18 protein-coding genes are annotated in these 22,593 nt (G+C 34.7%); 15 read left to right on the plus strand and 3 right to left on the minus strand.

All coding sequences use genetic code 11. From position 1 onward, the window contains the following. Positions 1-4 precede the first annotated feature (4 nt). The gene (locus ABJD27_RS19825; RefSeq protein WP_348162144.1) at positions 5-904 is read left to right on the plus strand and encodes a DMT family transporter; all 900 of its coding nucleotides are present in this window, start codon (positions 5-7) and stop codon (positions 902-904) included. Here ABJD27_RS19825 and ABJD27_RS19830 read toward each other — a convergent pair. From ABJD27_RS19830 to ABJD27_RS19840, 3 genes are all read right to left on the minus strand, one after another. Then, positions 897-1,535 carry an ElyC/SanA/YdcF family protein gene (locus ABJD27_RS19830; protein WP_348162142.1) on the minus strand — a complete coding sequence of 213 codons (639 nt, stop codon included), beginning with the start codon at positions 1,533-1,535 and terminating at the stop codon, positions 897-899. The two genes, ABJD27_RS19825 and ABJD27_RS19830, sit on opposite strands and share 8 nt — an antisense overlap. A 159-nt stretch (positions 1,536-1,694) precedes the next feature. Next, entirely contained in the window at positions 1,695-3,308 is a 1,614-nt protein-coding gene (pckA, locus tag ABJD27_RS19835) for a phosphoenolpyruvate carboxykinase (ATP) (RefSeq protein WP_348162140.1), read from the minus strand. 73 nt (positions 3,309-3,381) lie between these two features. Continuing rightward, positions 3,382-3,771 carry a DUF423 domain-containing protein gene (locus tag ABJD27_RS19840; RefSeq protein ID WP_348162138.1) on the minus strand — a complete coding sequence of 130 codons (390 nt, stop codon included), beginning with the start codon at positions 3,769-3,771 and terminating at the stop codon, positions 3,382-3,384. 50 nt (positions 3,772-3,821) lie between these two features. Between ABJD27_RS19840 and ABJD27_RS19845 the strand changes: the two genes are divergently transcribed. The 14 genes from ABJD27_RS19845 to ABJD27_RS19910 all read left to right on the plus strand — a co-directional run bounded on the left by ABJD27_RS19845 (position 3,822) and on the right by ABJD27_RS19910 (position 22,591). Continuing rightward, entirely contained in the window at positions 3,822-5,210 is a 1,389-nt protein-coding gene (locus tag ABJD27_RS19845; RefSeq protein ID WP_348162189.1) for a saccharopine dehydrogenase C-terminal domain-containing protein, read from the plus strand. A gap of 70 nt (positions 5,211-5,280) precedes the next feature. Beyond that, positions 5,281-7,029, plus strand: coding sequence for an FG-GAP-like repeat-containing protein (locus ABJD27_RS19850; protein WP_348202092.1), 1,749 nt, complete (start codon positions 5,281-5,283; stop codon positions 7,027-7,029). Between the two features lie 72 nt (positions 7,030-7,101). Then, entirely contained in the window at positions 7,102-9,201 is a 2,100-nt protein-coding gene (gene recQ, locus ABJD27_RS19855; RefSeq protein ID WP_348163548.1) for a DNA helicase RecQ, read from the plus strand. 170 nt (positions 9,202-9,371) lie between these two features. Further along, complete coding sequence (locus ABJD27_RS19860; protein WP_348163551.1) at positions 9,372-10,034, plus strand: Crp/Fnr family transcriptional regulator; 663 nt, start codon at positions 9,372-9,374, stop codon at positions 10,032-10,034. 148 nt (positions 10,035-10,182) lie between these two features. Beyond that, positions 10,183-10,848 (plus strand): DUF6796 family protein, encoded by a 666-nt coding sequence (locus tag ABJD27_RS19865; RefSeq protein ID WP_348163554.1) that lies wholly within the window; start codon positions 10,183-10,185, stop codon positions 10,846-10,848. Continuing rightward, positions 10,841-12,493 carry a CRTAC1 family protein gene (locus ABJD27_RS19870; protein WP_348163557.1) on the plus strand — a complete coding sequence of 551 codons (1,653 nt, stop codon included), beginning with the start codon at positions 10,841-10,843 and terminating at the stop codon, positions 12,491-12,493. The genes ABJD27_RS19865 and ABJD27_RS19870 overlap by 8 nt, the downstream gene beginning before the upstream one ends. 22 nt (positions 12,494-12,515) lie before the next feature. Further along, positions 12,516-12,776, plus strand: a complete 261-nt coding sequence (locus ABJD27_RS19875; protein WP_348163560.1) for a hypothetical protein — start codon at positions 12,516-12,518, stop codon at positions 12,774-12,776. Between the two features lie 146 nt (positions 12,777-12,922). Then, positions 12,923-13,306: a hypothetical protein gene (locus ABJD27_RS19880; RefSeq protein ID WP_348163563.1), complete on the plus strand. Its 384-nt coding sequence runs from the start codon at positions 12,923-12,925 to the stop codon at positions 13,304-13,306. Next, the gene (locus ABJD27_RS19885) at positions 13,306-16,854 is read left to right on the plus strand and encodes a metallophosphatase (RefSeq protein WP_348163566.1); all 3,549 of its coding nucleotides are present in this window, start codon (positions 13,306-13,308) and stop codon (positions 16,852-16,854) included. The genes ABJD27_RS19880 and ABJD27_RS19885 overlap by 1 nt, the downstream gene beginning before the upstream one ends. 37 nt (positions 16,855-16,891) lie before the next feature. After that, complete coding sequence (locus tag ABJD27_RS19890; protein ID WP_348163569.1) at positions 16,892-18,499, plus strand: glutamate synthase-related protein; 1,608 nt, start codon at positions 16,892-16,894, stop codon at positions 18,497-18,499. A gap of 4 nt (positions 18,500-18,503) precedes the next feature. Next, positions 18,504-19,247, plus strand: coding sequence for a hypothetical protein (locus ABJD27_RS19895; protein ID WP_348163572.1), 744 nt, complete (start codon positions 18,504-18,506; stop codon positions 19,245-19,247). A gap of 4 nt (positions 19,248-19,251) precedes the next feature. Then, entirely contained in the window at positions 19,252-20,244 is a 993-nt protein-coding gene (locus ABJD27_RS19900) for a mechanosensitive ion channel family protein (protein WP_348163575.1), read from the plus strand. Continuing rightward, positions 20,244-20,636: a hypothetical protein gene (locus ABJD27_RS19905; RefSeq protein ID WP_348163578.1), complete on the plus strand. Its 393-nt coding sequence runs from the start codon at positions 20,244-20,246 to the stop codon at positions 20,634-20,636. Before ABJD27_RS19900 ends, ABJD27_RS19905 begins: the two co-directional genes overlap by 1 nt. A gap of 5 nt (positions 20,637-20,641) precedes the next feature. Then, positions 20,642-22,591: a thiamine pyrophosphate-dependent enzyme gene (locus ABJD27_RS19910; protein WP_348163581.1), complete on the plus strand. Its 1,950-nt coding sequence runs from the start codon at positions 20,642-20,644 to the stop codon at positions 22,589-22,591. Positions 22,592-22,593 lie beyond the last annotated feature (2 nt).

A 22,593-nucleotide genomic window follows, 5' to 3' on the forward strand; every position in this document is an offset into this window, starting at 1 on the left:
TGCTATGCAAAACAGTACATTAAAGTGGATTTACCTCATTGTTTTATCCATTATTTGGGGAAGCTCTTTTATTCTTATTAAGAAAGGGCTTGTAGGGCTCACACCTATCCAACTTGGAGCTTTACGTATTCTATTCACATCATTTTTTTTATTACTTATAGGTTGGAAAAGTCTACGTACTATTAAAAAACAAGATTGGAAGTGGATTATCATTTCTGGAGTGTTAGGAACTGGACTCCCTGTATTCCTTTTTGCATATGCCGAGACTGAAATAGATAGTGCCATTGCCGCTATTCTCAATTCTAGTGTCCCTTTACTTACACTTTTATTAGGATTGACAATATTTGGCGCACGCTTCTTAAAACGTCAACTAGCGGGTGTTTTAGTAGGTTTAGCTGGAGCAACAGCACTTATTCTTATAGGCGCCAGCATTAACCCTTCTCAAAACTATTGGTATGCATTACTCGTTATTCTCGCTGGAGTTATGTATGCTTTTAACGTCAATATTATAAAGCGTTATATGCAAGATATATCTGCTATCGCAATTGCTACTGGAAACTTTATTTTCTTAATTCCTCCAGCGCTTATCTTATTGATATATTCTGATTTCTTCAATCAAGAAATATTGAATTCACAAGAAGTTCAAGTATCAGCAGGATATGTTATAATATTAGCTCTTTTTGGAACAGCTATGGCAAAAGTTATGTTTAATAAATTAGTACAAATAAGCAATCCTGTGTTTGCTTCTTCCGTAACCTATCTTATGCCTATTATATCTGTCATTTGGGGACTTCTAGATGATGAAAAGTTTACTATCATGCAGCTTTTCGCATCTTTAGTAATTATAGCTGGCGTATACCTAGTGAATAAGAAAGCAAAGGCTCAAAAAAAGAAAATTATTTAATCTCAATCTTATCTCCTAAAAATTTAGGTTTCACATGAAATAAAATATCCAGAAACACTTTTGTTCGCGCAAGATATTCTCTTACCTGTACTTTAAATCCATATCTTCTGGATACATCTCGAGCATTATACCCAACGGCTTCTATGTCATGTTTTTCAGCGAGATAAATAGCACGCTCATTATGAAATTCTTGAGATATAATTGTAATCTCTTCTTGTCCAAATATTTCTTTTGCTCGAATCACAGAATCCAATGTTCTAAACCCTGCATAGTCTAAAAATATTTTCTCAGAAGGGATTCCCCTCTTAATAAGCTCTTCTTTAAAATCTGTAGGTTCGTCATAGCCTTTTGTGCTATTATCACCACTCACCAATACAAATGAAATTTTCCCTTCTTTATACAACGCTACTGTTGCCTCTATTCTATACTTAAAATACAGATTTATACGACCATTGACTAACGTTTTTGCTGTACCTAAAACAAGCCCTACTTTATTCTTCTTAATTAAAGTTACATTAGAATACGTTTTACCTTTTGCAAATGACTCTATAGAATAATTTGAGACAAATACCACCAACAAGGGCAAACAGAATAGTACCAGAAATATTTTTATTTTTTTATGTAATTTCATACGGTCTTAAGTAAGTAATTTAAAAGATACAATAACTCTTATAAACAGAAAGCGATTGTTTTACAACAACCGCTTTTCATCCCTAAACAAACTATCAAGAATATCTTAACAGTTTACAGATAAGAGAATATCTCTCTTAGTATTTTTAAAAATAGCAACCTAGCCTAGTGGCGGTTGTCCATTCATAATTTCTTCATTTGCATATGATTCAAACTGCTTAAAGTTTTCTTTAAATGACTTAGCTAGTTTATGAGCAGTCTCATAATATCCTTCATCATTATTCCAAGTTGCTCTAGATGAAAGCACTTCGGTAGGTACTCCTGGACACGTACGCGGTTGTGCCACTCCAAATACAGAGTGCACGTGGTAATTGTCTGCCGTAACTTCTGATGGCAATTCACCATTCATTGCTGCAGAGATCATAGCTCGTGTATATTTTAATTTCATACGAGACCCTACGCCGTAAGGTCCACCAGTCCAACCTGTGTTAACCAACCATACATTCACATTTGCCTCTTTCATTTTTTCGCTCAACATCTCTGCATATTTTGTAGGATGTAAAGGCATAAATGGCGCTCCAAAACAAGCAGAAAAAGAAGGTACCGGCTCTGTTACTCCTGCTTCTGTACCTGCTACTTTTGCAGTATATCCACTTATAAAATGATATGCTGCTTGCCCTGGTGTCAATTTTGAAATTGGAGGCAACACCCCAAATGCATCTGCTGTTAAAAAGAAAATGTTTTTAGGATTAGTCGCAAGTGAAGGCACTTGGATATTATTTATATGGTCAATAGGATAACTTACACGTGTATTTTGAGTGATAGAAATATCTTCAAAATCAACATTCCCATCTGCATCCATAACGATATTCTCTAAAATTGCCCCAGGCTTTATAGCATTATAAATATCTGGTTCATTCTCGGCAGAAAGATTAATCACTTTTGCATAACACCCTCCTTCAAAATTAAAGATCGTGTTTTCGGCAGTCCATCCATGCTCATCATCTCCAATTAATTTACGTTCCGGATCTGCAGAAAGTGTTGTTTTTCCAGTTCCAGAAAGTCCAAAAAAGATAGCAGTTTCACCATTATCACCCACATTTGCAGAACAGTGCATAGGCAACGTGTTTTTCTCTACAGGAAGTATAAAGTTTAATGCAGAAAAAATACCTTTTTTTATCTCTCCAGTATATCCTGTCCCACCTATAATAATTGTTTTTTCTGTAAAGCTTAAGATTGCAAAATTAGATTGACGTGTTCCGTCTACTTCTGGGTCTGCAAGAAAACCAGGAGCATTAAGAATGGTCCATTCTGGATCAAAACTTTTCAACTCTTGATCTGTTGGACGTAAAAACATATTATACGCAAACATATTTGACCAAGGATATTCGTTAATCACACGAATATTAAGTCTATAATTATCATCTGCACACGCATAACTATCTCTTACGTATAACTCCTTTTCAGAAAGATACTCTGTGATTTTTGTTTTCAATTTTGTAAAAGCATCAGCTTCAAATGGGAGGTTAATAGACCCCCACCACACTAATTCTTCGGTTTTTTCATCTTTTACAATAAAACGATCCAGTGGTGATCGTCCAGTAAACTTTCCTGTATTCACAGCAAGAGCTCCACTAGAGACAGTTTTCCCCATGTCATTCTTCACAGAAATATTATGTAACTCTTGAGGTTCTAATTGGTAATGAGCGATTGCGTTGTTGATTCCATAAGGTTTTAACGAAATCGTTTTCGTAACTGAAGTATCAGAAGCCATAAAAATGGTATTTGTTGTGTTGTTTTAATGTGCAAATGTAAAAAATACCTTAGAGTTCAACGGCATATTTATATTATTTCTGACCCTTCATTTGTAAGAATTTAACAATAAGGACTCCCCAGCCCGCAATTAACAAGGTTCCCCCTATTGGAGTGATCAATGCAATCTTTGTAAAATCAAATCCTGTAAGTGCATTTGTCGCAAGTCCGTAGATAGATCCTGAAAAAAACAGAATGCCTACAGTAAGCAAAATTAGTACTGTCTTTTTTGTTTTTTCGCTTAAAGCGAAAGAAGCCACCAATAGAAGCAATAATGCATGGTACATTTGATACTTTACACCCGTTTCAAATGTTGCAAGCGCTTCGGCATCTAGTGATTTTTCTAACCCATGGGCTCCAAAAGCACCAATAATAACTCCTAAAAGCCCAAAAACACCTCCTGTAAATAAAAGTCGTTTGTTCATAAAATTTATTGTTGAATAGTGATTCAAATAACTACATTCGTATTCTACAAATTTACAACCAAATGTCTACAAGAACTATCTTAGTTATAGGAGCCGGAAAATCGACTTCACAATTAGTAAACTACCTACTTAATAAAGCAGCCGCAGAACATCTAGAAATCATCATAGGAGATATTTCCCTAGAAAACGCACAAAAACTCGTTGGAGATCATCCCAAAGGGAAAGCTATTGCTCTTGATGTTTTTAATGAATCACAACGTGCAGAAGCTATTCAAAATGCAACTATTGTTATTTCTATGCTGCCAGCTCGCTTTCATATCGAAGTGGCTCGTGATTGTATCACCTACAATAAATCTATGGTTACTGCCTCTTATATTTCTAAAGAAATGCAAGAATTAGACGAAGCTGCAAAAGAGAAAGGGCTCATTTTTATGAATGAAATAGGTCTTGATCCTGGTATTGATCATATGAGCGCTATGCAAGTTATAGATCGCATACGTGACAATGGAGGAAAAATGATCCTTTTTGAAAGTTTTACAGGAGGACTTGTCGCTCCAGAAAGTGATACTAACTTATGGAACTATAAATTTACTTGGAATCCTCGCAATGTAGTGCTTGCGGGACAAGGTGGCGCAGCCGAGTTTATTCAAGAAGGTGCTTATAAGTATATTCCTTATCAACGTCTTTTTAGAAGAACAGAGTTCTTAGAAATAGAAGAATATGGCCGTTTTGAAGGTTATGCAAATAGAAATTCTCTAAAATACAGATCAGTTTATGGGCTTGATGATATAGACACGCTATATCGAGGCACTATACGACGTGTTGGCTTTTCAAAAGCTTGGCATATTTTTGTGATGATGGGTATGACCGATGATAGCTATACACTTCAAGAAACTGAAAACATGAGCTATAGAGATTTCTTAAATTTATTTTTACCATACTCTCCTACCGATTCTGTAGAGTTAAAACTACGTCATTACCTTAAAATTGATCAAGATGACTTACTCTGGGATAAACTCATTGAACTAGATATTTTTAATCCAAACAAAAAACTAGGTCTTGTTAATGCAACACCTGCAAAATGTTTACAGCGTATTTTAGAAGATAAATGGACGCTAGCTCCTGAAGACAAAGATATGATTGTGATGTATCACAAATTTGGATATGAACTAAACGGTAAACGTAAGCAAATAGACGCTACTATGGTAAATATAGGAAACGATCAAGTCGAAACTGCTATGGCAAGAACAGTAGGACTACCTGTAGCAATGGCTACTCTTCGTATCCTAAATGGGGACATTACAACTCCTGGCGTACAACTTCCTATACAGAAAGAAGTATATACTCCCATCCTTAAAGAATTAGAAGAATATGGAATTACCTTCAAAGAATACCAAGTACCCTATTTAGGATATAACCCTAATAATGTTGGAGGATAACCCAGATTTAAATTACATCTGTTGTTTTAAAAAAAGTTTTAGTACTTTGAGTTGCTAAAAACAACTCGAAATGAATAAGTTATTCTTCTTTGTTATTCTAATTGCTCAACATGGCTTTAGTCAAGTTGAGTTCAGAAATGACGAATCATTACTTTTTGATCAAGAGACTATTTATGGAAACAGTGTCCTCGGCCCAAGTATTTCATTCTTTGATTATGACAATGATGGATGGGATGATATTACCATACCAGCATCTTCAACTCGAGATTTTCAGTTCTTCAAAAATGTAGCAGGAAGTTTTGAGAAAGTAAATCTACCTATTAGTAGTAATGGTATACAAGCTAGACATGCTATTTGGGTAGATTATGATAATGATGGAGATCATGATTTTTTTGCAACAAGTGATTTAGGGCATCTTTGGTTATACAGAAATGATGGAGGGAATGTCTTTATTGATATTACAGATACATCAGGTTTACCAAGTACAGATATTCCATACTGGGGGAGTTCTTGGGGAGATTATGATAATGATGGAATCTTAGATGTTTTTATAAGCATAAGAGATGCAGATCAAATACAAGGAAACTTACTTTATAAAGGAAATGGAGATGGCACTTTTATCAATGTAACAGTAAGTGCAGGTATAAGTCCTGATGGATTTATTACATTTTGTTCTTCTTTTTTTGATTATGATAATGACGGAGATCAAGATGTGTATACCGCAAATGACAAATGCACAACTCCAAATACACTGTATAGAAATAATGGAGATGGCACTTTTACCGATGTGAGCATAACCACTGGAACAAATCTATATATGAGTGCTATGTCTACAACTATAGACGACTTTAATAATGATGGTTGGTTAGACATTTATGTGACAAATTTTTACCCTCCTTTTGAAGATGACGCAACGGTAGGGAATGCTTATTTATTAAATAATGGAGATGGCACTTTTAGTAATATTGCTCTAGAAAACGGAACTCGCTTTGACAGTATTGGATGGGGTACAGTTTGCATAGATGCGTCTAATGATACATACAAAGACCTATACGTAAGTGGTAGCGTAGATGGTGATGACGGAAGACTTTCTAATGCATTATATATTAATGATGGCCTAGGTAATTACAACGTTGCAACAGAGAGCGGATTTGAAGACGATGATAAAATAAGTTACTCTAATGCCGTAGGTGATATTGAAAATGATGGCCTTCAAGATATTGTCGTTGTTAATGCAGAAAATGCACCTGTCTCATTATGGAGTAATAAAACAGTTACAGACAATAACTGGCTTAAAATTAAATTACAAGGAACTACAAGTAACCGTATGGGCATAGGCTCAAGAATAAAAATAGGAGAAGATGATAATATATACCACGGATATACATTATGTGGCGAAGGATATATGAATCAAAATAGTAGTGCTGAGTTTTTTGGAATAGGGCAAGCATCTAATGTAGATTACATCGAAATCCATTGGTTAAGTGGTATGATTGATCGTATTGAAAACATTACCGCAAATCAAACAATTACTATTGTAGAAGGTTCAAATCCATTAAGTACGGAATCTTTTAATACTACTAACTTTAGTGTATATCCTAATCCTGCAACTCTTAATATCAATTTCACATATACTAGTAATCAACAGATAATAACAGCTTATATTATTGATATACAAGGAAAAGTGATTAAAGAAAGAAACCTTGACACACTTGATCAAGAACAACGTATAGATGTCTCTGATATAGCCTCTGGCGTCTATTTTTTATCTCTTAGTGAAGAAGACAAAACAACAGTTAAAAAAATAGTTATTCAATAAAATATAGCATTCTTAATTTATACTATAATTGTTTTCATTAAATAGCATATTTAGTAGCTTGCGTATCTATTTATGATTGTAGAAAAAGACACCTTACACACACTTCTTAAAACTCATTTTGGGTATGATTCTTTTCGAGATAATCAGCTTGAAATTATTCAAGACATTATTTCTGGAAAAGATGCTTTGGTTATTATGCCTACTGGAGGAGGAAAATCAATGTGTTTTCAGCTTCCAGCATTAGCATTACCCGGTACTGCGCTTGTAATTTCTCCTCTTATTGCTCTTATGAAAGACCAAGTAGATGCTTTAAAAGCACATGGTATTAAAGCAGCTTATTACAATAGCACACAACCCTCTGAAGAAATACAACGTGTTACAGAAGACCTGCTCCAAGATAATCTAGATCTCATATATGTAGCGCCAGAAAGTTTGCAATTACTAGACAGTACATTACAAGAAGCAACGATAAATCTAATAGCTATAGACGAGGCACATTGTATCTCATCTTGGGGTCATGATTTTAGACCAGCCTACACACAATTAGGGTATCTAAAAAAACGCTACCCTAACACACCTCTTATTGCACTTACTGCAACTGCAGATACCTCAACACAGGATGACATTGCAGAACAGCTTACGATTACAAATGCAAAAAGACATATCTCTTCTTTTGATAGACCCAATTTATTTCTAGATGTACGACCAGGTCAAAACCGCATACAACAGATTCTTCGGTTTTTAGATAATCATCCTTTTGAAAGTGGTATTATTTATTGCTTAAGTAGGAAAAGCACAGAACAACTCGCTCAAAAATTACAGGCAGCAAATCATACTGCAAAAGCATATCATGCAGGACTCAATGCACAAGATCGTGCTCAAATACAAGAAGATTTTGTAAGTGATAAAACACCTATTATTGTTGCAACAATAGCCTTTGGAATGGGTATAGACAAGAGCAATGTACGATGGGTCATTCACTACAATATGCCTAAAAATATTGAAGGATATTATCAAGAAATAGGACGTGCAGGACGTGATGGATTACCTGCTCATACGGTACTTTTTTACAGTTATGCAGATACAATCCAACTACGCAAGTTTATAGAAAATAGTGCAAATATAGAATACCAAACGGCAAAACTAGAGCGTATGCAACAATATGCAGAAGCTTTGAGTTGTCGTAGAAAAGTACTTTTAAACTACTTTGGCGAATTTCTGATAGAAGATTGTGGCAACTGTGATATTTGTAAAAATAATCCTGAGTATTTTGATGGTACTATTCTAACACAAAAAGTGCTTTCTGGTGTTACACGCTTAAAAGAACAAGAAGCATTAGGAACCTTAATAGATGTATTACGTGGATCTCAAAATGCTGTCATTTATGACAAAGGATATCAACATATCAAAACCTATGGTCTAGCAAAAGATGTTGCTTGGAGAGACTTGCAACAATATATTATACAAATGATTAATCAAGGGCTGTTAGAAATACGCTTTCGCGAAAGCGGAAGACTTCTCCTCACCCCACTCTCTAAAGAAGTATTATTTAATAATAAAAAAGTACAACTAGCAAATCTTACTCAGCCTGTTGTTGAAGTAGTAAAAGAACGAAAACCTAAAAAGCCCAAAGGCACTTTATTTGAAAAACTACGTGAATTACGTAATGAATTGGCTCGGGACGAGAACGTACCTGCTTATATTATTTTTAGTGATGCCAGTCTTAAAGATATGGAAAATCAAGAACCTACTACAGAAACAGAATTTCTTCAGATAAGTGGTGTAGGTCAAGCAAAATTAGAAAAATATGCTGTAGGCTTTCTTAAAGTTATCAACGCACATATTGCAAAACCAAAGCCACAGAAAAAGAGCAAAACTTTTGAAGAAACTCGCAAACTCATAGAAGAAGGACTCTCTTTAGAAGAAATTGCAGAAGCAAGAAATCTTACCTTAGGATCTATACATAATCACATTATGAAACTTCATGAAGAAGGCATGGAGTTTGATTTTCATCAGTTTATCACATCACAAGAAATTGAGCAAATTAAGCTCGCTCAAAATAAAGTAGAAAGTCCAACTAGCTTAAAGTCCTTTTTTATATTTTTTGACGAACAAATTCCATATTGGAAAATTAAAATGGGCCTCTATTTACTACAAAAAAACAAAGAATAATTACTATCCTATTCACCAATTATACCTTTTTTATATTAAAAATTAGTATACTCGCCGAAAATATTTTAAAAAACACACAGTAAGTGTCGCCCGAAGTAAGTTATCCTTTTTAAAAACTATAACCAGATGTATCATTTATTTATTTTTGGTGAATCTTAATTATCAAACTATTGAAAACACTCACTAAATATTGGTTTTTAGAAGAGTTTAATCTCTTTAAAAAATTAGGCATTGCCACTATGATGCTTATCTGCAAAGTTTTGGAAATGGAAAATATAGACAAAGGGTCTATTATCAACCTTCAAAACTCTGATAAAAAAAATGTTTTCTTCCTTAAAAAAGGATCTGTAAAGATTGTCGATAAGTCTACACACACTGTAAAATATGTCGTAAAGCGAGGTAATATTTTTGGAGAGCTTGCGCTTTATGATGAAAAAATGGCATTAGAAGAAGTTGCTTATGCTCTGGAAGATTGTATTATTTGTTATATAGAAGCAGATCAAATGGAGGAGCTTATGCAAAGGCATAAGTCTCTTAAAAATGGTGTCTTAAAAATTTACGGAAGACGTATTAAACGCTTAGAAAGAAAACTTCACGATTTAGTATATAAAGACAGTACCGTTCGTATTAAAGAATTTATAGCAGACTATCTAAAGCAATTTGGAGAGATTGATGAACAAGGGAATCTTGTTGCAAAAAATCTACTTACTCATAAAGACATTGCTGGTCTTACGAGTACATCTAGACAAACCGTTAGTAATATTTTAAGTTCTATGCGTAAAGATGGGGAAATTGAATATGATACAAAGTTTATTACAAGACTTAAGGAATAGGTTAGAGCTAGGAGTTAAGAATAAGTAAATGACAGTAATAGCTATAGGGTTAATTATAGCAAGTTCTATTTTTGGATATTTTTTTATTTTCTGATGAAAGGAACTTTAGAACACTTCGACAGATGCAGGAACTACAACCAATTACCACATGAAACTAACCAAAACACTAGGACATCTAGGACTTGTTGCGTCGTTATTAGTAGGTTTAGGTGAATATTTTTTACATTACTCACCAGAAATTCTAGGGAATTCTGACAATTACAAATTTTTTAAATTTGTTCCTTTAGATAATTTGACAATAGGTCATTTCCTGGCTGTTATTGGTCTTCCATTATATTTTGCGGGTTATATTCATATTTATAGAATGCTAAAATCTGGCAACGAATCTTTAGCTAGAACTGTCTTAGCTATAGGTTTTATTGCTTTTGCTGTAGGAGGCATTTGGATAGGATCTCGCGCTACTATAGGAAATATTGTACATTTAAAAGATAAAATAGATACCTCTACATACCAAACCCTTCTTGACCACTATACAAGTCACATGGAAATACTTGTTCAAGCTCTTAGGGTTGTTATCGCTGTACTATCTGTGTTTTTTGCAATAACTATATTAAAAGGAGGAACTTATTATAAAAAATGGATGGCTATATTTAATCCTATTAGCATCCTTATCCTATTAGTAATTATAGGAAAGATAGTACCATCTATAGGAAAACACATGCTACCTATTTTAATGAACGTAACACACTTTATTTTATTTATGCTTTCATTATACCAGTTAAACACTTACCAAAAACGAATGCACAATGATTAAAAAAATAATGAAATTCATAGGAGTTATTATTGTACTTCTCCTGATTGTTGTTATAGGGTACTTATGGAGTGATGCCAATATAGATAAATATGATGTATCTATAGAGGCAAGTAAGATTCCCGTTTTTGATGAGGTCGCTTTAGATTTTCAACATATTTACAATAGAGATGTTTCCCTACCTATAGCTCCTGCAGCGTTAATAGATATTGATAACGACAATATAGATGAAGTGTTTTTTGGAGGAGGATTAGATCAAGAAGATGCACTATTTGCTTTTCGCGAAAGCGGGTTTGTAAATATCTCGTCAGAAGTACAGCTTCCTAAAAAAGGGACAGCAGCAACTTCTTCTGGAGTGATCTCTGCAGATATGGATAACAATGGTTTTTCAGATCTTATTATTGGGCGAGAAGATGGACTTGTCATCTATTATAACACTCATGGAAAATTTACAGCTCAAAAAATAGCAACCCCTATTAATTCTAAATCAAATCCTGCAGGAATTACTGTAGGAGATATTGATAAAGATGGGGATTTAGACATCTTCCTTTCTACATATCTCAAAAAAGAACTTATGGAAGGGCAAACTATTTTTGAAGATTACACATATGGCTCTACTAGTGAATTATTAGAAAACAATGGCGACAACACATTTACGAGTATTACAAAACAAGCAGGTTTAGATTATATACATAATACATTCCAAGGAGTATTTGTAGACATTGATAATGACACTTGGCTAGATCTTGTCGTAGTATATGACACGGGAGAAGCACGTACTTATAAAAACAATGGAAATAGTACGTTTGCCATGAAGGAGAACCCACTTACAAATAAATTTGCATACCCTATGGGGCTTGCTGTCGGAGATTACAACAATGATGGACTTGTAGATTTTATGTTTTCAAATACGGGAAGCTCACTTCCAAGGGCATTAGCCAAAGGAGATATAAAAGATGCTTCCAAGTTTAACGAAAAATGGATCTTATTTAAGAATGAAGGGGATTTTAAATTCTCTGATGCTGCCGAAGAAACAAAGATTGCAGATTATGAATTCTCATGGGGTTGCACCTTTGCCGACATGAATAATGATGGGCTTCAAGATCTTATGGTCGCAGAAAATTATGTAGATCTTGTCACTACAAAGTTATTTAGGTTACCTAGTCGTTTTCTTATTCAAAAAGAAGATCACACATTTGTGCCTACAGAAAAAGAGAGTGGTGTTGTAAACCCACATTTTGCTATCACTTCGTTAGTAAGTGATTTTAATAAAGATGGATATTTAGATATGATTTGGGTGAATATAGACACCCCTTCTCTAGCTTATATAAATAAAGGGGGCGATAATAATTACTTAAATATTGATCTCGGTGAGAGTGTTTATGTACAAGGCGCCAGTATACAAATCCAAACTCCTACAAAAACATTAACCGAATACTTGGTAACCGGAGAGGGACTTGCAAGTGATCAAACAGCTTTAGTTCATTTTGGACTAGGCAAAGAAACTAGCGTTTCAAAAATAGAAGTTCGCCTAACCAATGGTCAAAACATTTACCTAAACAATCCAAAAATAAATACTTTAATTGACCTTAAGGATGCTGTTAAAAACAGCAATAGTGTAGAAATAACAGATCAAGAAGAAATATAAATAATAGCAACCTAACAACTCAATGAACTTTCTTACAAGAAGAATAAGCTCAAAAAAACAAACGGCAGAATTAACAAAAGGTATTTGTCCAAACTGTTGGGGAGATCAGGAATACGAAAATGTAGTACGTGAGAAGTATAAAGACCCACAGATTGATGTAAATAATCATGAAGCAAATTATGCTTTTGTTCAAGATTTTATTGTGACTCATCTTAACGGAATTAAATTAAAAAGTACAACCACAGGTAGACAATGTCCAAGTTGTAGGTCTATTTATAAATAGTAAATCGTGTTGGTAATTTCTACCCCTAGAATTACCGATAATTAATGCAACATCATTGCATATTTCTACTGGAAGAGTACCTACTCACTTTTCCATAAAGGATATTTATTTTTTAGATTTAAATAACACATATAGAACTGAAAGAAATGACATTAAAAAAAATTACAAATCTTATAATAACACTCCTTCTTTTTGTAGGTGTTTGGGGTGCCGGAGGTCTTGTAATAGATGAGATACAGACAGGAAATGGTTGTCCAAAAATATGGATAATACCAGCATGCCTTATTATCTTGATTTGTTTCTTAATCCCACTAATTGTACATCTCTTAAAAAGATACACTCCTTTGTATTTTATTTTTACAGGGCTCGCCGCTTCTATTGCAATCATTGCTTCTATTATGCAATACACAGGAAATGGATCTTGTCCTAAACTTGATGGAGGCACTCCGATGTGTTATCTTTCATTTATACTATTCACCACACTAATTATTTTAAAAATAACCAATCACAAACCAAAAACTCAGAAATAATGAATCTAAAAAATCATATTCATAAAGTGCTCTTTTGCCTTATACTATGTATAACATCGTATACCTATAGCCAAGAGAAAGAAGTTTCTGTATATATCACAGGAAACACAAATACTCCTGGAGCTGAGACTACACTACAAAACATTGTAGACGATGCTTCTGAAGAATCTATGCTATTACTCTTAGGAAATGCTACTCCAAAAACAGGATTTAATGATCAAGCAAAACCTAGTATAGATCAGCAACTTAAAACAACATCATCATTTAAAGGGAAGGTTATTTTTACATCTGGAAATAATGAATGGCAAGACCGAGGATATAAAGGCGTAAAAGCCTTTGAAAAGTACATCCAAAAAAATAGTGATGCAAAATTTTATCCAGACAAAGGTTGTCCAATTAAAAAGACAGATCTTTCTGATAACGCTGTTCTTATTACAATAGATTCTCAATGGTTTCTAGAGAACTGGGATAAGCAAACTTATCTTAATGAAGATTGCGATATCAAAAACAGAAATGATTTCTTTTTAGAATTTGAGAGCCTATTAAAGAAATCGCAAACTAAAACAAAAATTATTGCAATACATCATCCGATGCTCTCACTATCTAAAGCTGGATTTTTTGCAAGAACTGGTGGATTTTCTCAGGAAGATTTTCAACATACGCAATACAGAAGTTTACGTAATAGATTGCTTACACTAGCACAAGAGAATGAAAGAATCTTATTTGTTTCTGGTAGTGACAAAAATTTGCAATACATCAATGATTTTGGAGTACCACAAATCGTAAGTGGAGCTGCTGGAGAAACTAAGAAGGTTCAAAAAGTGGCTACAGGTAGTGGTAATTTCGCTTTAAGCGAAAAAGGATATACACGCCTAGATATAGGTGCAAATGGAAGTGTAACTGTACATTTCAAAAATCAAACTGGAGTATTATTTACCACCACTCTTTTTAAAGAGATAGAACAAACAGCTTCTATAACACTTGAACCAAAAAACACTTACCCGGAAAACAAAAAAGCTTCTGTATATTCAAATGACGAAACTAAGAAGAGCAAAGTTTATAAAGGATTATGGGGAGATCACTATCGCGAGTTTTACAGTAAAGAAGTAAATGCTCCTGTTGCATTTTTAGACACTTTAAAAGGCGGTCTGACTCCTGTAAGAGCTGGTGGAGGACATCAATCTAAATCTTTGCGTTTAGAAGATAAAAATGGAAAAGAATATGTGATGCGTGCTTTACGCAAAAGTGCCATAAAGTTTTTACAATCTACTGCATTTAAAGACACCTATGTAGAGGAAGACCTCGAAGGCAGTTTTGCCGATACTTTTCTACTTGATTTTTACACAACAGCGCATCCATATACAGCCACTACGATAGGAACACTTTCTGATGCTGCAGATGTATACCATACCAATCCTGCACTTTACTACATTCCAAAACAGGAAGCGTTAGGGACTTATAATGCAGATTATGGAGATGAATTATACTTAATTGAAGAACGCGTATCCTCTAGTCATAAAGATTTAAAAAGTTTTGGAACGCCAGATAAGATACTAAGCACTAGTGATGTTTTACAAGAGATTCATAAAACAGGAAAAGAAATCGTAGATGAGCCTTCTTATATCAGAGCGCGCCTTTTTGATATGCTTATTGGAGACTGGGATCGTCACGAAGATCAATGGCGCTGGGCATTATTTAAAAATGCAGACGGTAGCGAAATTTGCAAACCAATACCAAGAGATAGAGATCAAGCATTCTCTGTTTTTGATGGTAGCCTATTAGCCTTTTTAAGGTTTGCAGTTCCTAGTATTAGAATGATGCAGTCATTTGATGAAGAATTAAAAAGCCCTAGTTGGTTTAGTTTTGAACCTTATCCATTAGATATGGCTTTTATTAATCAATCTAATTGGCAAGATTGGGAAAAAGAAGCCATGGCATTACAAAATGGAATCACAGACGAAGTGATCGAAAATGCATTTACGCATCTTCCTGAAGAAGTAAAAGGTCAAACCATAGAAGAGATCAAAGGAAAGTTAAAAGGAAGACGTGGTAATATCGTTTCTATTGCAAAAAAATACTATGACTTTATAAATAAACATGAAGTCATTACTGGAACACAAAAGGGGGATACCTTTGAAATCACAAGACTTCCTGATGGAAAAACAACCATCGATATCAACAGAAAAGATGTGGGAATATTTCACAGAACATTTTCTAGTGATGAGACCAAAGAAATCTGGATTTACGGACTAGATGGTAAAGACACTTTTAAAGTAACTGGAAAGGGTGACCGTCTTATTAAGATTAAAGTTATGGGAGGGAAGAAAAACGACACCTATGATTTTGAAAATACGAAGAAAATAAAAATCTATGATTACAAAGGAAAAGAGAATACGATTTTAAATAACGCTTCAAAAAAATGGCTCGTAGATAGTTATGAAATCAATAACTATGATTACAAAAAACGTAAGTATTCTGTAAATCAATTTTTACCAATCATCGGATCTAATCCAGATGATGGTTTTAGAATCGGTTTTGTAAATAATTTTACAACCTATGGCATACAACGTAATCCATTTACAACAAAGCATACTATAAGTGCTTCTTACTATACAGGTAACTCTGGATATGATGCAAGTTATAATGGAGAATTTGCAAACATATTTCATAACTGGAACTTTGGAATTGAGTTAAAATATAACAGTCCTAACTTTGCACAAAACTTCTTTGGATTTGGTAATAGTACAGAGTACGATAAAGATCTAGTAGACCTAGATTTTAATCGTGTACGTATACGCCAATTAAAAGGAGCTTTAGCTTTAATTTGGAGAGGAAATAACGGTGGTTACTTTAAAATCAAACCTCTTATAGAATCTTTTGAAGTAGAAAACACATCAGATCGTTTTATCGCTACACCAGGTATAGGAGGAGTAAACGTTCTTACATTTGAAAGTCAAACCTATGCTGGAGGAGAAGTCTCTTACGGGTTTAAAAACAAAGACAACGTAGCTTTTCCTACCTATGGTTTTGACACAGAAATTACAGCAGGTTATAAAGCAATTGTTGATGGAGGAAATGATGACAACAAATTTGGATATGTAGCGTCTCATATTGCCTTTGATTATAAGATTTCTAAAAATGGTAACTTAGTGTTTGCTACAAAGCTAGGAGGAGAAGCTATTCTTGGTGACAACTTTGAATTCTTTCACGGAGCTAGTCTAGGTGGGAATCATAGTTTAAGAGGCTTTAGAAATGAACGTTTTATCGGAAAATATGCCTTTTATCAAAACACTGATTTGCGATTAAAATTAGGAAAATTTAAAAGTAGTTTCATTCCATTAAGCTATGGAGTAACTGGTGGATTTGATTATGGAAGAGTTTGGGAAGGCAATGAAACTTCAAATATCATTAATGAATCTGAAACTATAAATACGAGTGCAGGAGGATCTTTCTGGATAAGTGGTCTTGATACATTTACAGCAAATGTAGGATATTACGGCAGTGATGATGGCGGACGAATTGTATTTGTATTAGGATTTGCATTTTAAAGGAAAAGTATAAACAATAACAACAGTATAAAAACATATGAAAAAACCAATTTCAATTGCAAAAGTTTCTCAATTAGTAAATAAAGAACCTGAGCATGCACTCGTAAATGGCCTTGATTTAGTTATTGTAAAGTTTGATGATGATATTTCTGTTTTATATGGTCGTTGCCTCCATAGAGGTGCTTTAATGTCTGATGGTCATGTAGATGGACACAACCTTATTTGTGGTGTTCATGGTTGGGATTATAGAGTAGATTCTGGAGTATCAGAATATAACAATAAAGAAGTATTACATAAATTTTCTACAAAAATTGAAGGTGATGATTTACTTGTAGACGAATTTGAAATCGACGCATATCTTGTAAACAGCCCACAACCTTTTAATCGTGATGAATATCTAGGTGCTTATGCAGACACACATCCTGAAGAGACAGAGCCGTATACAAATTATATAAAAGAACTTGCTCAAAACGGACTTAAAAACATAGGGCATCACGGATTTTCTGCTTCGATGGGAGTTGATAGAAACACCCTTCCTAAGTGGAATGATATTCAGTTTTTACCCGCGCAACTGGCCTCTAGACCTTTACTCGATGAAGATGATGTTGCTACTAAGGTTGTCATCGGTAAAAACGCAAAAAAACCACTTCATTTAGACATCCCTCTTTTTGTAAGTGATATGAGTTTTGGAGCTTTATCTCGTGAAGCAAAAATTGCGTTATCAAAAGGAGCTGAACTTTCAGGAACAGGAATCTGTTCTGGAGAAGGTGGAATGCTTCCTGAAGAACAAGCTAATAATTCTAAATATTTTTATGAACTCGCTTCCGCGAAATTTGGATTTACGTGGGACAAGCTAGATAACGTTCAAGCATTTCATTTTAAAGCAGGTCAAGGAGCAAAGACAGGAACAGGAGGACATCTTCCTGGCGCCAAAGTAAGTAAAGAAATTGCTGCCGTTCGTGGTCTTAATGAAGGTGAAACCGCCATTTCCCCGGCTACCTTTCCAGATTTTCATGGCGTAGAAGATTTTAAAGCATTTGCTGCCCAAGTAAGGGAACGTACAGGTGGCATCCCCATTGGATTTAAACTAGCGGCTAGTCATATAGAAAAAGACATTCAGTTTGCGCTAGATGTAGGTGTAGACTATATCATACTCGATGGTCGTGGTGGCGGTACAGGATCTGCTCCTACTATCTTAAGAGATCACATCAATGTACCTACGATACCTGCTTTGGCTAGAGCTAGAAAATACTTAGATAAAGTAGGCGCTTCAGATGTAACATTAATCATTACAGGAGGATTACGTGTTGCCGAAGATTTCGCGAAAGCGTTAATGCTAGGAGCCGACGCCATTGCTGTATCCAACTCTGCATTACAAGCCATAGGTTGTTTAGGAATGCGTGCATGTGGTAGTAATAATTGTCCTGTAGGAATTGCAACTCAGAAAGAATCATTACGCAGTCGCTTGATTATAGACAGCTCTGCAAAGCAGCTACACAACTATTTTGACGCAACAAACAACTTGATTAAAGTAGTAGCGAGAGCCTGTGGATATGATGATATAACTAAGTTTAATCACGAGGACTTATCTACGTTTAATAGAGATATGTACAAATTAACAGGTATTAATTACGCAGGTATTTAAATTTATGAAAGATCAATTACACATTGCAGCGCAATACTTAGCAGCTGCAAACATGAGTTTTTTAGAAAAGAAAGCTGATGACAGTCATACCAACTTAGGTTTTAACACAGATACCATGTGTATGGAAACCTATGACTTATCCCCTTCTGGAGATAAATTATCTTTAAACTATAAACAGTTTTCATTAGAGTGGACTTCGCAAAGTGGTGCTACTTCTCTTTCCCTTGACGGGAAAACACACGGAGATATACTACAATGGTTACAGGAACGCGCACAAACACATCTTTCCAAAAACTATGTCTATGAGTTTCATTATGATTTACCCTATACAATTGATGCTGATTATACATTTAAATTAACCGATGTTAGGCAACTAGAACACTTACGTAACTTAAGAATTCTTGCTCAACATACCTTAGAACGTATTATAAACAAGAATGCTTTAAACTCGCCTATTCGGATATGGCCTCACCATTTTGATACAGGAATCTACGCTTCTTTAGGAGAAGGGTCTGATGTTTTTATAGGCATAGGAATGGCTATTCCCGATACCATATCTGATAAACATTATTTTTATATCAGTGCGTACAAAAACGGAAATGCTATACTACCTGCTTCTTATAAAGATTTAAGTATTGGGCAATGGATTGATCAAGGTTTTAAGGGAGCTATTCTCCCTGCGACAAACCTTGTAGAATCTGAGTCTGTTCAATTTCTTCAAGAAGCCATAGACCAGTATAAAAAGTAAATACATGACATTCGATAACCTCTCTAAAATTTTGACTCTTAAAGGTGGCATACTCATAGCCATCTTTGTCATTCTTTTTATATTGATTGGGTTACTAATCAAAAAGAGAGTTCAAAAGAATAAGCCAGTTATTGCGCCTAGAATTATGCGTTATCTATTACTGCCTACCACTTTTGTATTTATCCTATGTGTCTATATATTGGGGCTTTCTCGCACAACGATCATAGCAAAATTTACAGAGACTATTCTCGTTATTTTTGGAATTGCATTTTTACTCAATATGATAAGTCATCTCTTCTTTTCTGAAGGGAATATCATTACAGGAAAAGAAACCATTCCAAAACTGGCGAGAAACATTATTCAATTTCTATTAGTAGTATTTGCTAGTGCTTTTGTCTTATCACATATCTGGAGGTTTGACCTAGGGAATCTATTAACAGGGCTCGGTGTAAGTTCATTTGTTATTGGTCTGGCGTTACAAGAACCATTAGGCAATCTTTTTAACGGAATCGCATTACTAGCTGCAAAACCTTTTGAAAAAGGAGATTGGTTAGAAATTGGAAATGAAACAGGTCAAGTTGTTGATTTTAGTTGGAGTTCTGTAAAAATTGTTAATCGTTTTAACGAGCTTATTATTATTCCAAATAATGCACTTGCCAAAGAACATATTAAAAATCTAAGTAGACCTAGCCCTGTTCATGCAGAACTCGTCACTGTTGGGTTTTCATATGACGATGACCCTATTAAAGTAAAAAACATATTACTAGAGGTTGCAGCTTCTACAGAACATATATTAAAAACACCAGAACCTGCATCTCTCTTAATTTCATATAAAGATTTTTACATTAACTATGGGCTTAAGTTTTACATTAAAGATTATGCAGATCAGATATTGCTTAAAGATCAAATTATGACACGTATTTATGCAATTACCAAAAAAAGAGGGTTGACTATTCCATACCCTATTCAAGATGTACACATAAAAACACAATCGTAATGGAAAACTGGTATATCCCTATTACAATCATTCCAGGTATAGGATTATTAATCCTCTCTACCTCAAATTTAATGGTCACATTAACTACTGAGATCAATACACTCATCCATAGTACTGATGAAAATGATCTGATTATTAATAGAAAGTTGGTGCAATTAAAATTACTAAATAGAGCTATGGTGCTCTTTTATATCGCTATTTCTTGCCTAGTAATAGCTGCTCTTATTGGAGGTATTAGTTTAAAAATAGGCACAGAAGCAACCTTAGCATTGTATGTAATTATTCTTGGGATTATTATGTTGCTTTTTGGACTCTTCTGGCTCATTAAGTATTCTTATAGAGCAGTAAGCATACGACAAGATCAATTTAAAATAAAATTCAATAAAAAATAAAACGCATGGCTACAACTAAAAAATGGTATAGAGTTCTTGAAAACAAAAAAGTATTACCTGAAGGACGTGTCCAAACGGTAACTGCTGGACACCAAGGTATCTGTCTAACACATTTTAAAGGAAAATTTTCTGCATTGGATAATAAATGCCCACATCAAGGTGGACCATTAGGAGAAGGATCTATAGAAAACGGTATGTTGCGTTGTCCTTGGCATGGTTGGGATTTTGATCCTTGTACAGGAACTCCTCCTGGAGGATTTGATGATGGTGTAAAAACATTTGAAGTAAAAGAAGATGGTGATGAAATTTTTGTAGCTGTTGAAGAAGAGATAGAACATGAAGATACTATCTCTGATGTTATGATACAGACCATGGTAAATTGGGGTGTAGATACAGGTTTTGGAATGGTAGGTCATTCTAATCTTGGTGTTGCCGATGCCATGAGACGTTTAGAAGAGCAAGGCAAATTTCAATTTTTTGGGATTCGCCATGAAGGCGCTGCTGCCTTTGCTGCTTCGGCATATGGTAAATTAATGGGAAAACCTGCAGTATGTTTTGGAATTGCAGGACCTGGAGCTACTAATATGTTTACAGGAATGTGGGATGCAAAAGTAGACCGTGCTCCCCTACTTGCAATTTCTGGTCAAGTAAATACGCAAGTGCTAGGTACAGGAGCTTTTCAAGAAGTAGATCTTGTAGGTGCTTTCCAAACCGTAGCTCACTTTAATCATAGTGTACAACAAAACTCTAAACATAGCGAGCTCATGAGCCTTGCTATAAAAAGTGCATTGCTTAATAGAGATGTATCACATATTACCTTTCCAGATGAAGTGGCTTTTATGCCAAAAACTAAAGGTGAGCAAGCACAAACACCAGAAGGTAGAATCACACCTATGAATATTTCGCCGCCAAGGCAAATGGTAGCAAAGGCAGTAGAGATGCTTAAGGATTCAAAAATGCCTGCTATTATTGTAGGTCATGGAGCACGTTTTCATATGGAAGCGATTACCGCTTTCGCGAAAACATTAAATTGCCCAGTCATTACCACATTTAAAGCAAAAGGTCTTATTGCAGACAACCACGAACTAGGCTGTGGTGTTCTAGGAAGAAGTGGTACTCCTATCGCTTCTTGGTTTATGAATGAAAGTGATTTATTACTCGTGTTTGGAGCATCGTTCTCTAACCATACTGGAATTACTCCTAAAAAACCAATCATTCAAGTAGATTACGATCCTACAGCTTTAAGTAAGTTTCATAAAGTAGATGCTGCACTTTGGGGAGAAATCTCTGAAACACTTAGTATTCTTGAAGAAGACACCAAAGGAAAATTAAATACGGTAGATAGACGATCAGAAATTGCCGATCGTTGGGCGATTTGGAGAGAAGAAAAAGCAAGTCGATTAAAAGATGAAAGTGAAATAGGATTAAGTTCTATTGCGGTATTTGAAGCGATGAATAAAGTCACTCCAGACAATGCTGTAATCGCTGTAGATGTAGGGAACAACACCTATTCTTTTGGACGTTATTTTGAACCAAAAAATCAATCTATTTTGATGTCTGGATATTTAGGATCTATTGGATTCTCATTACCAGCTGCTATGGGAGCTTGGGCTGCACAAGGAAAAGAAAGACCTATCTGGTCGGTTTCTGGAGATGGTGGCTTTGGGCAGTATATTGGAGAAATGATGACACTTGTCAAGTACAATATGAACATCAAGCACGTATTGTTAAACAACTCTGAAATTGGAAAAATCTCTAAAGAACAAAAAGCAGCAGAACTAGATGTTTGGAAAACATCTCTGCACAATGCAAACTTTGCAAAATATGCAGAGAACTGTGGTGCTTTAGGAATTAGAGTTACAAAAAGAGAGGAATTAATTCCTGCTTTAGAAAAACTAAAAGCGCACAATGGACCTGCTCTATTAGAAATAATTACAGATTCAGGTTTAATATAAAA

This window comes from Dokdonia sp. (assembly GCF_039945015.1).
Taxonomy (GTDB): domain Bacteria; phylum Bacteroidota; class Bacteroidia; order Flavobacteriales; family Flavobacteriaceae; genus Dokdonia.

Excerpts from the sequence above, each read along its gene's own strand:
- ABJD27_RS19840 (WP_348162138.1), bottom strand. The coding sequence starts at position 3,771 with ATGAACAAACGACTTTTATTTACAGGAGGTGTTTTTGGGCTTTTAGGA.
- ABJD27_RS19880 (WP_348163563.1), top strand. The coding sequence starts at position 12,923 with ATGACATTAAAAAAAATTACAAATCTTATAATAACACTCCTTCTTTTT.
- ABJD27_RS19890 (WP_348163569.1), top strand. The coding sequence starts at position 16,892 with ATGAAAAAACCAATTTCAATTGCAAAAGTTTCTCAATTAGTAAATAAA.
- ABJD27_RS19850 (WP_348202092.1), top strand. The coding sequence starts at position 5,281 with ATGAATAAGTTATTCTTCTTTGTTATTCTAATTGCTCAACATGGCTTT.
- ABJD27_RS19865 (WP_348163554.1), top strand. The coding sequence starts at position 10,183 with ATGAAACTAACCAAAACACTAGGACATCTAGGACTTGTTGCGTCGTTA.
- ABJD27_RS19885 (WP_348163566.1), top strand. The coding sequence starts at position 13,306 with ATGAATCTAAAAAATCATATTCATAAAGTGCTCTTTTGCCTTATACTA.
- ABJD27_RS19900 (WP_348163575.1), top strand. The coding sequence starts at position 19,252 with ATGACATTCGATAACCTCTCTAAAATTTTGACTCTTAAAGGTGGCATA.
- ABJD27_RS19870 (WP_348163557.1), top strand. The coding sequence starts at position 10,841 with ATGATTAAAAAAATAATGAAATTCATAGGAGTTATTATTGTACTTCTC.
- ABJD27_RS19895 (WP_348163572.1), top strand. The coding sequence starts at position 18,504 with ATGAAAGATCAATTACACATTGCAGCGCAATACTTAGCAGCTGCAAAC.
- pckA (WP_348162140.1), bottom strand. The coding sequence starts at position 3,308 with ATGGCTTCTGATACTTCAGTTACGAAAACGATTTCGTTAAAACCTTAT.
- ABJD27_RS19830 (WP_348162142.1), bottom strand. The coding sequence starts at position 1,535 with ATGAAATTACATAAAAAAATAAAAATATTTCTGGTACTATTCTGTTTG.
- ABJD27_RS19825 (WP_348162144.1), top strand. The coding sequence starts at position 5 with ATGCAAAACAGTACATTAAAGTGGATTTACCTCATTGTTTTATCCATT.
- ABJD27_RS19875 (WP_348163560.1), top strand. The coding sequence starts at position 12,516 with ATGAACTTTCTTACAAGAAGAATAAGCTCAAAAAAACAAACGGCAGAA.
- ABJD27_RS19905 (WP_348163578.1), top strand. The coding sequence starts at position 20,244 with ATGGAAAACTGGTATATCCCTATTACAATCATTCCAGGTATAGGATTA.
- recQ (WP_348163548.1), top strand. The coding sequence starts at position 7,102 with ATGATTGTAGAAAAAGACACCTTACACACACTTCTTAAAACTCATTTT.
- ABJD27_RS19910 (WP_348163581.1), top strand. The coding sequence starts at position 20,642 with ATGGCTACAACTAAAAAATGGTATAGAGTTCTTGAAAACAAAAAAGTA.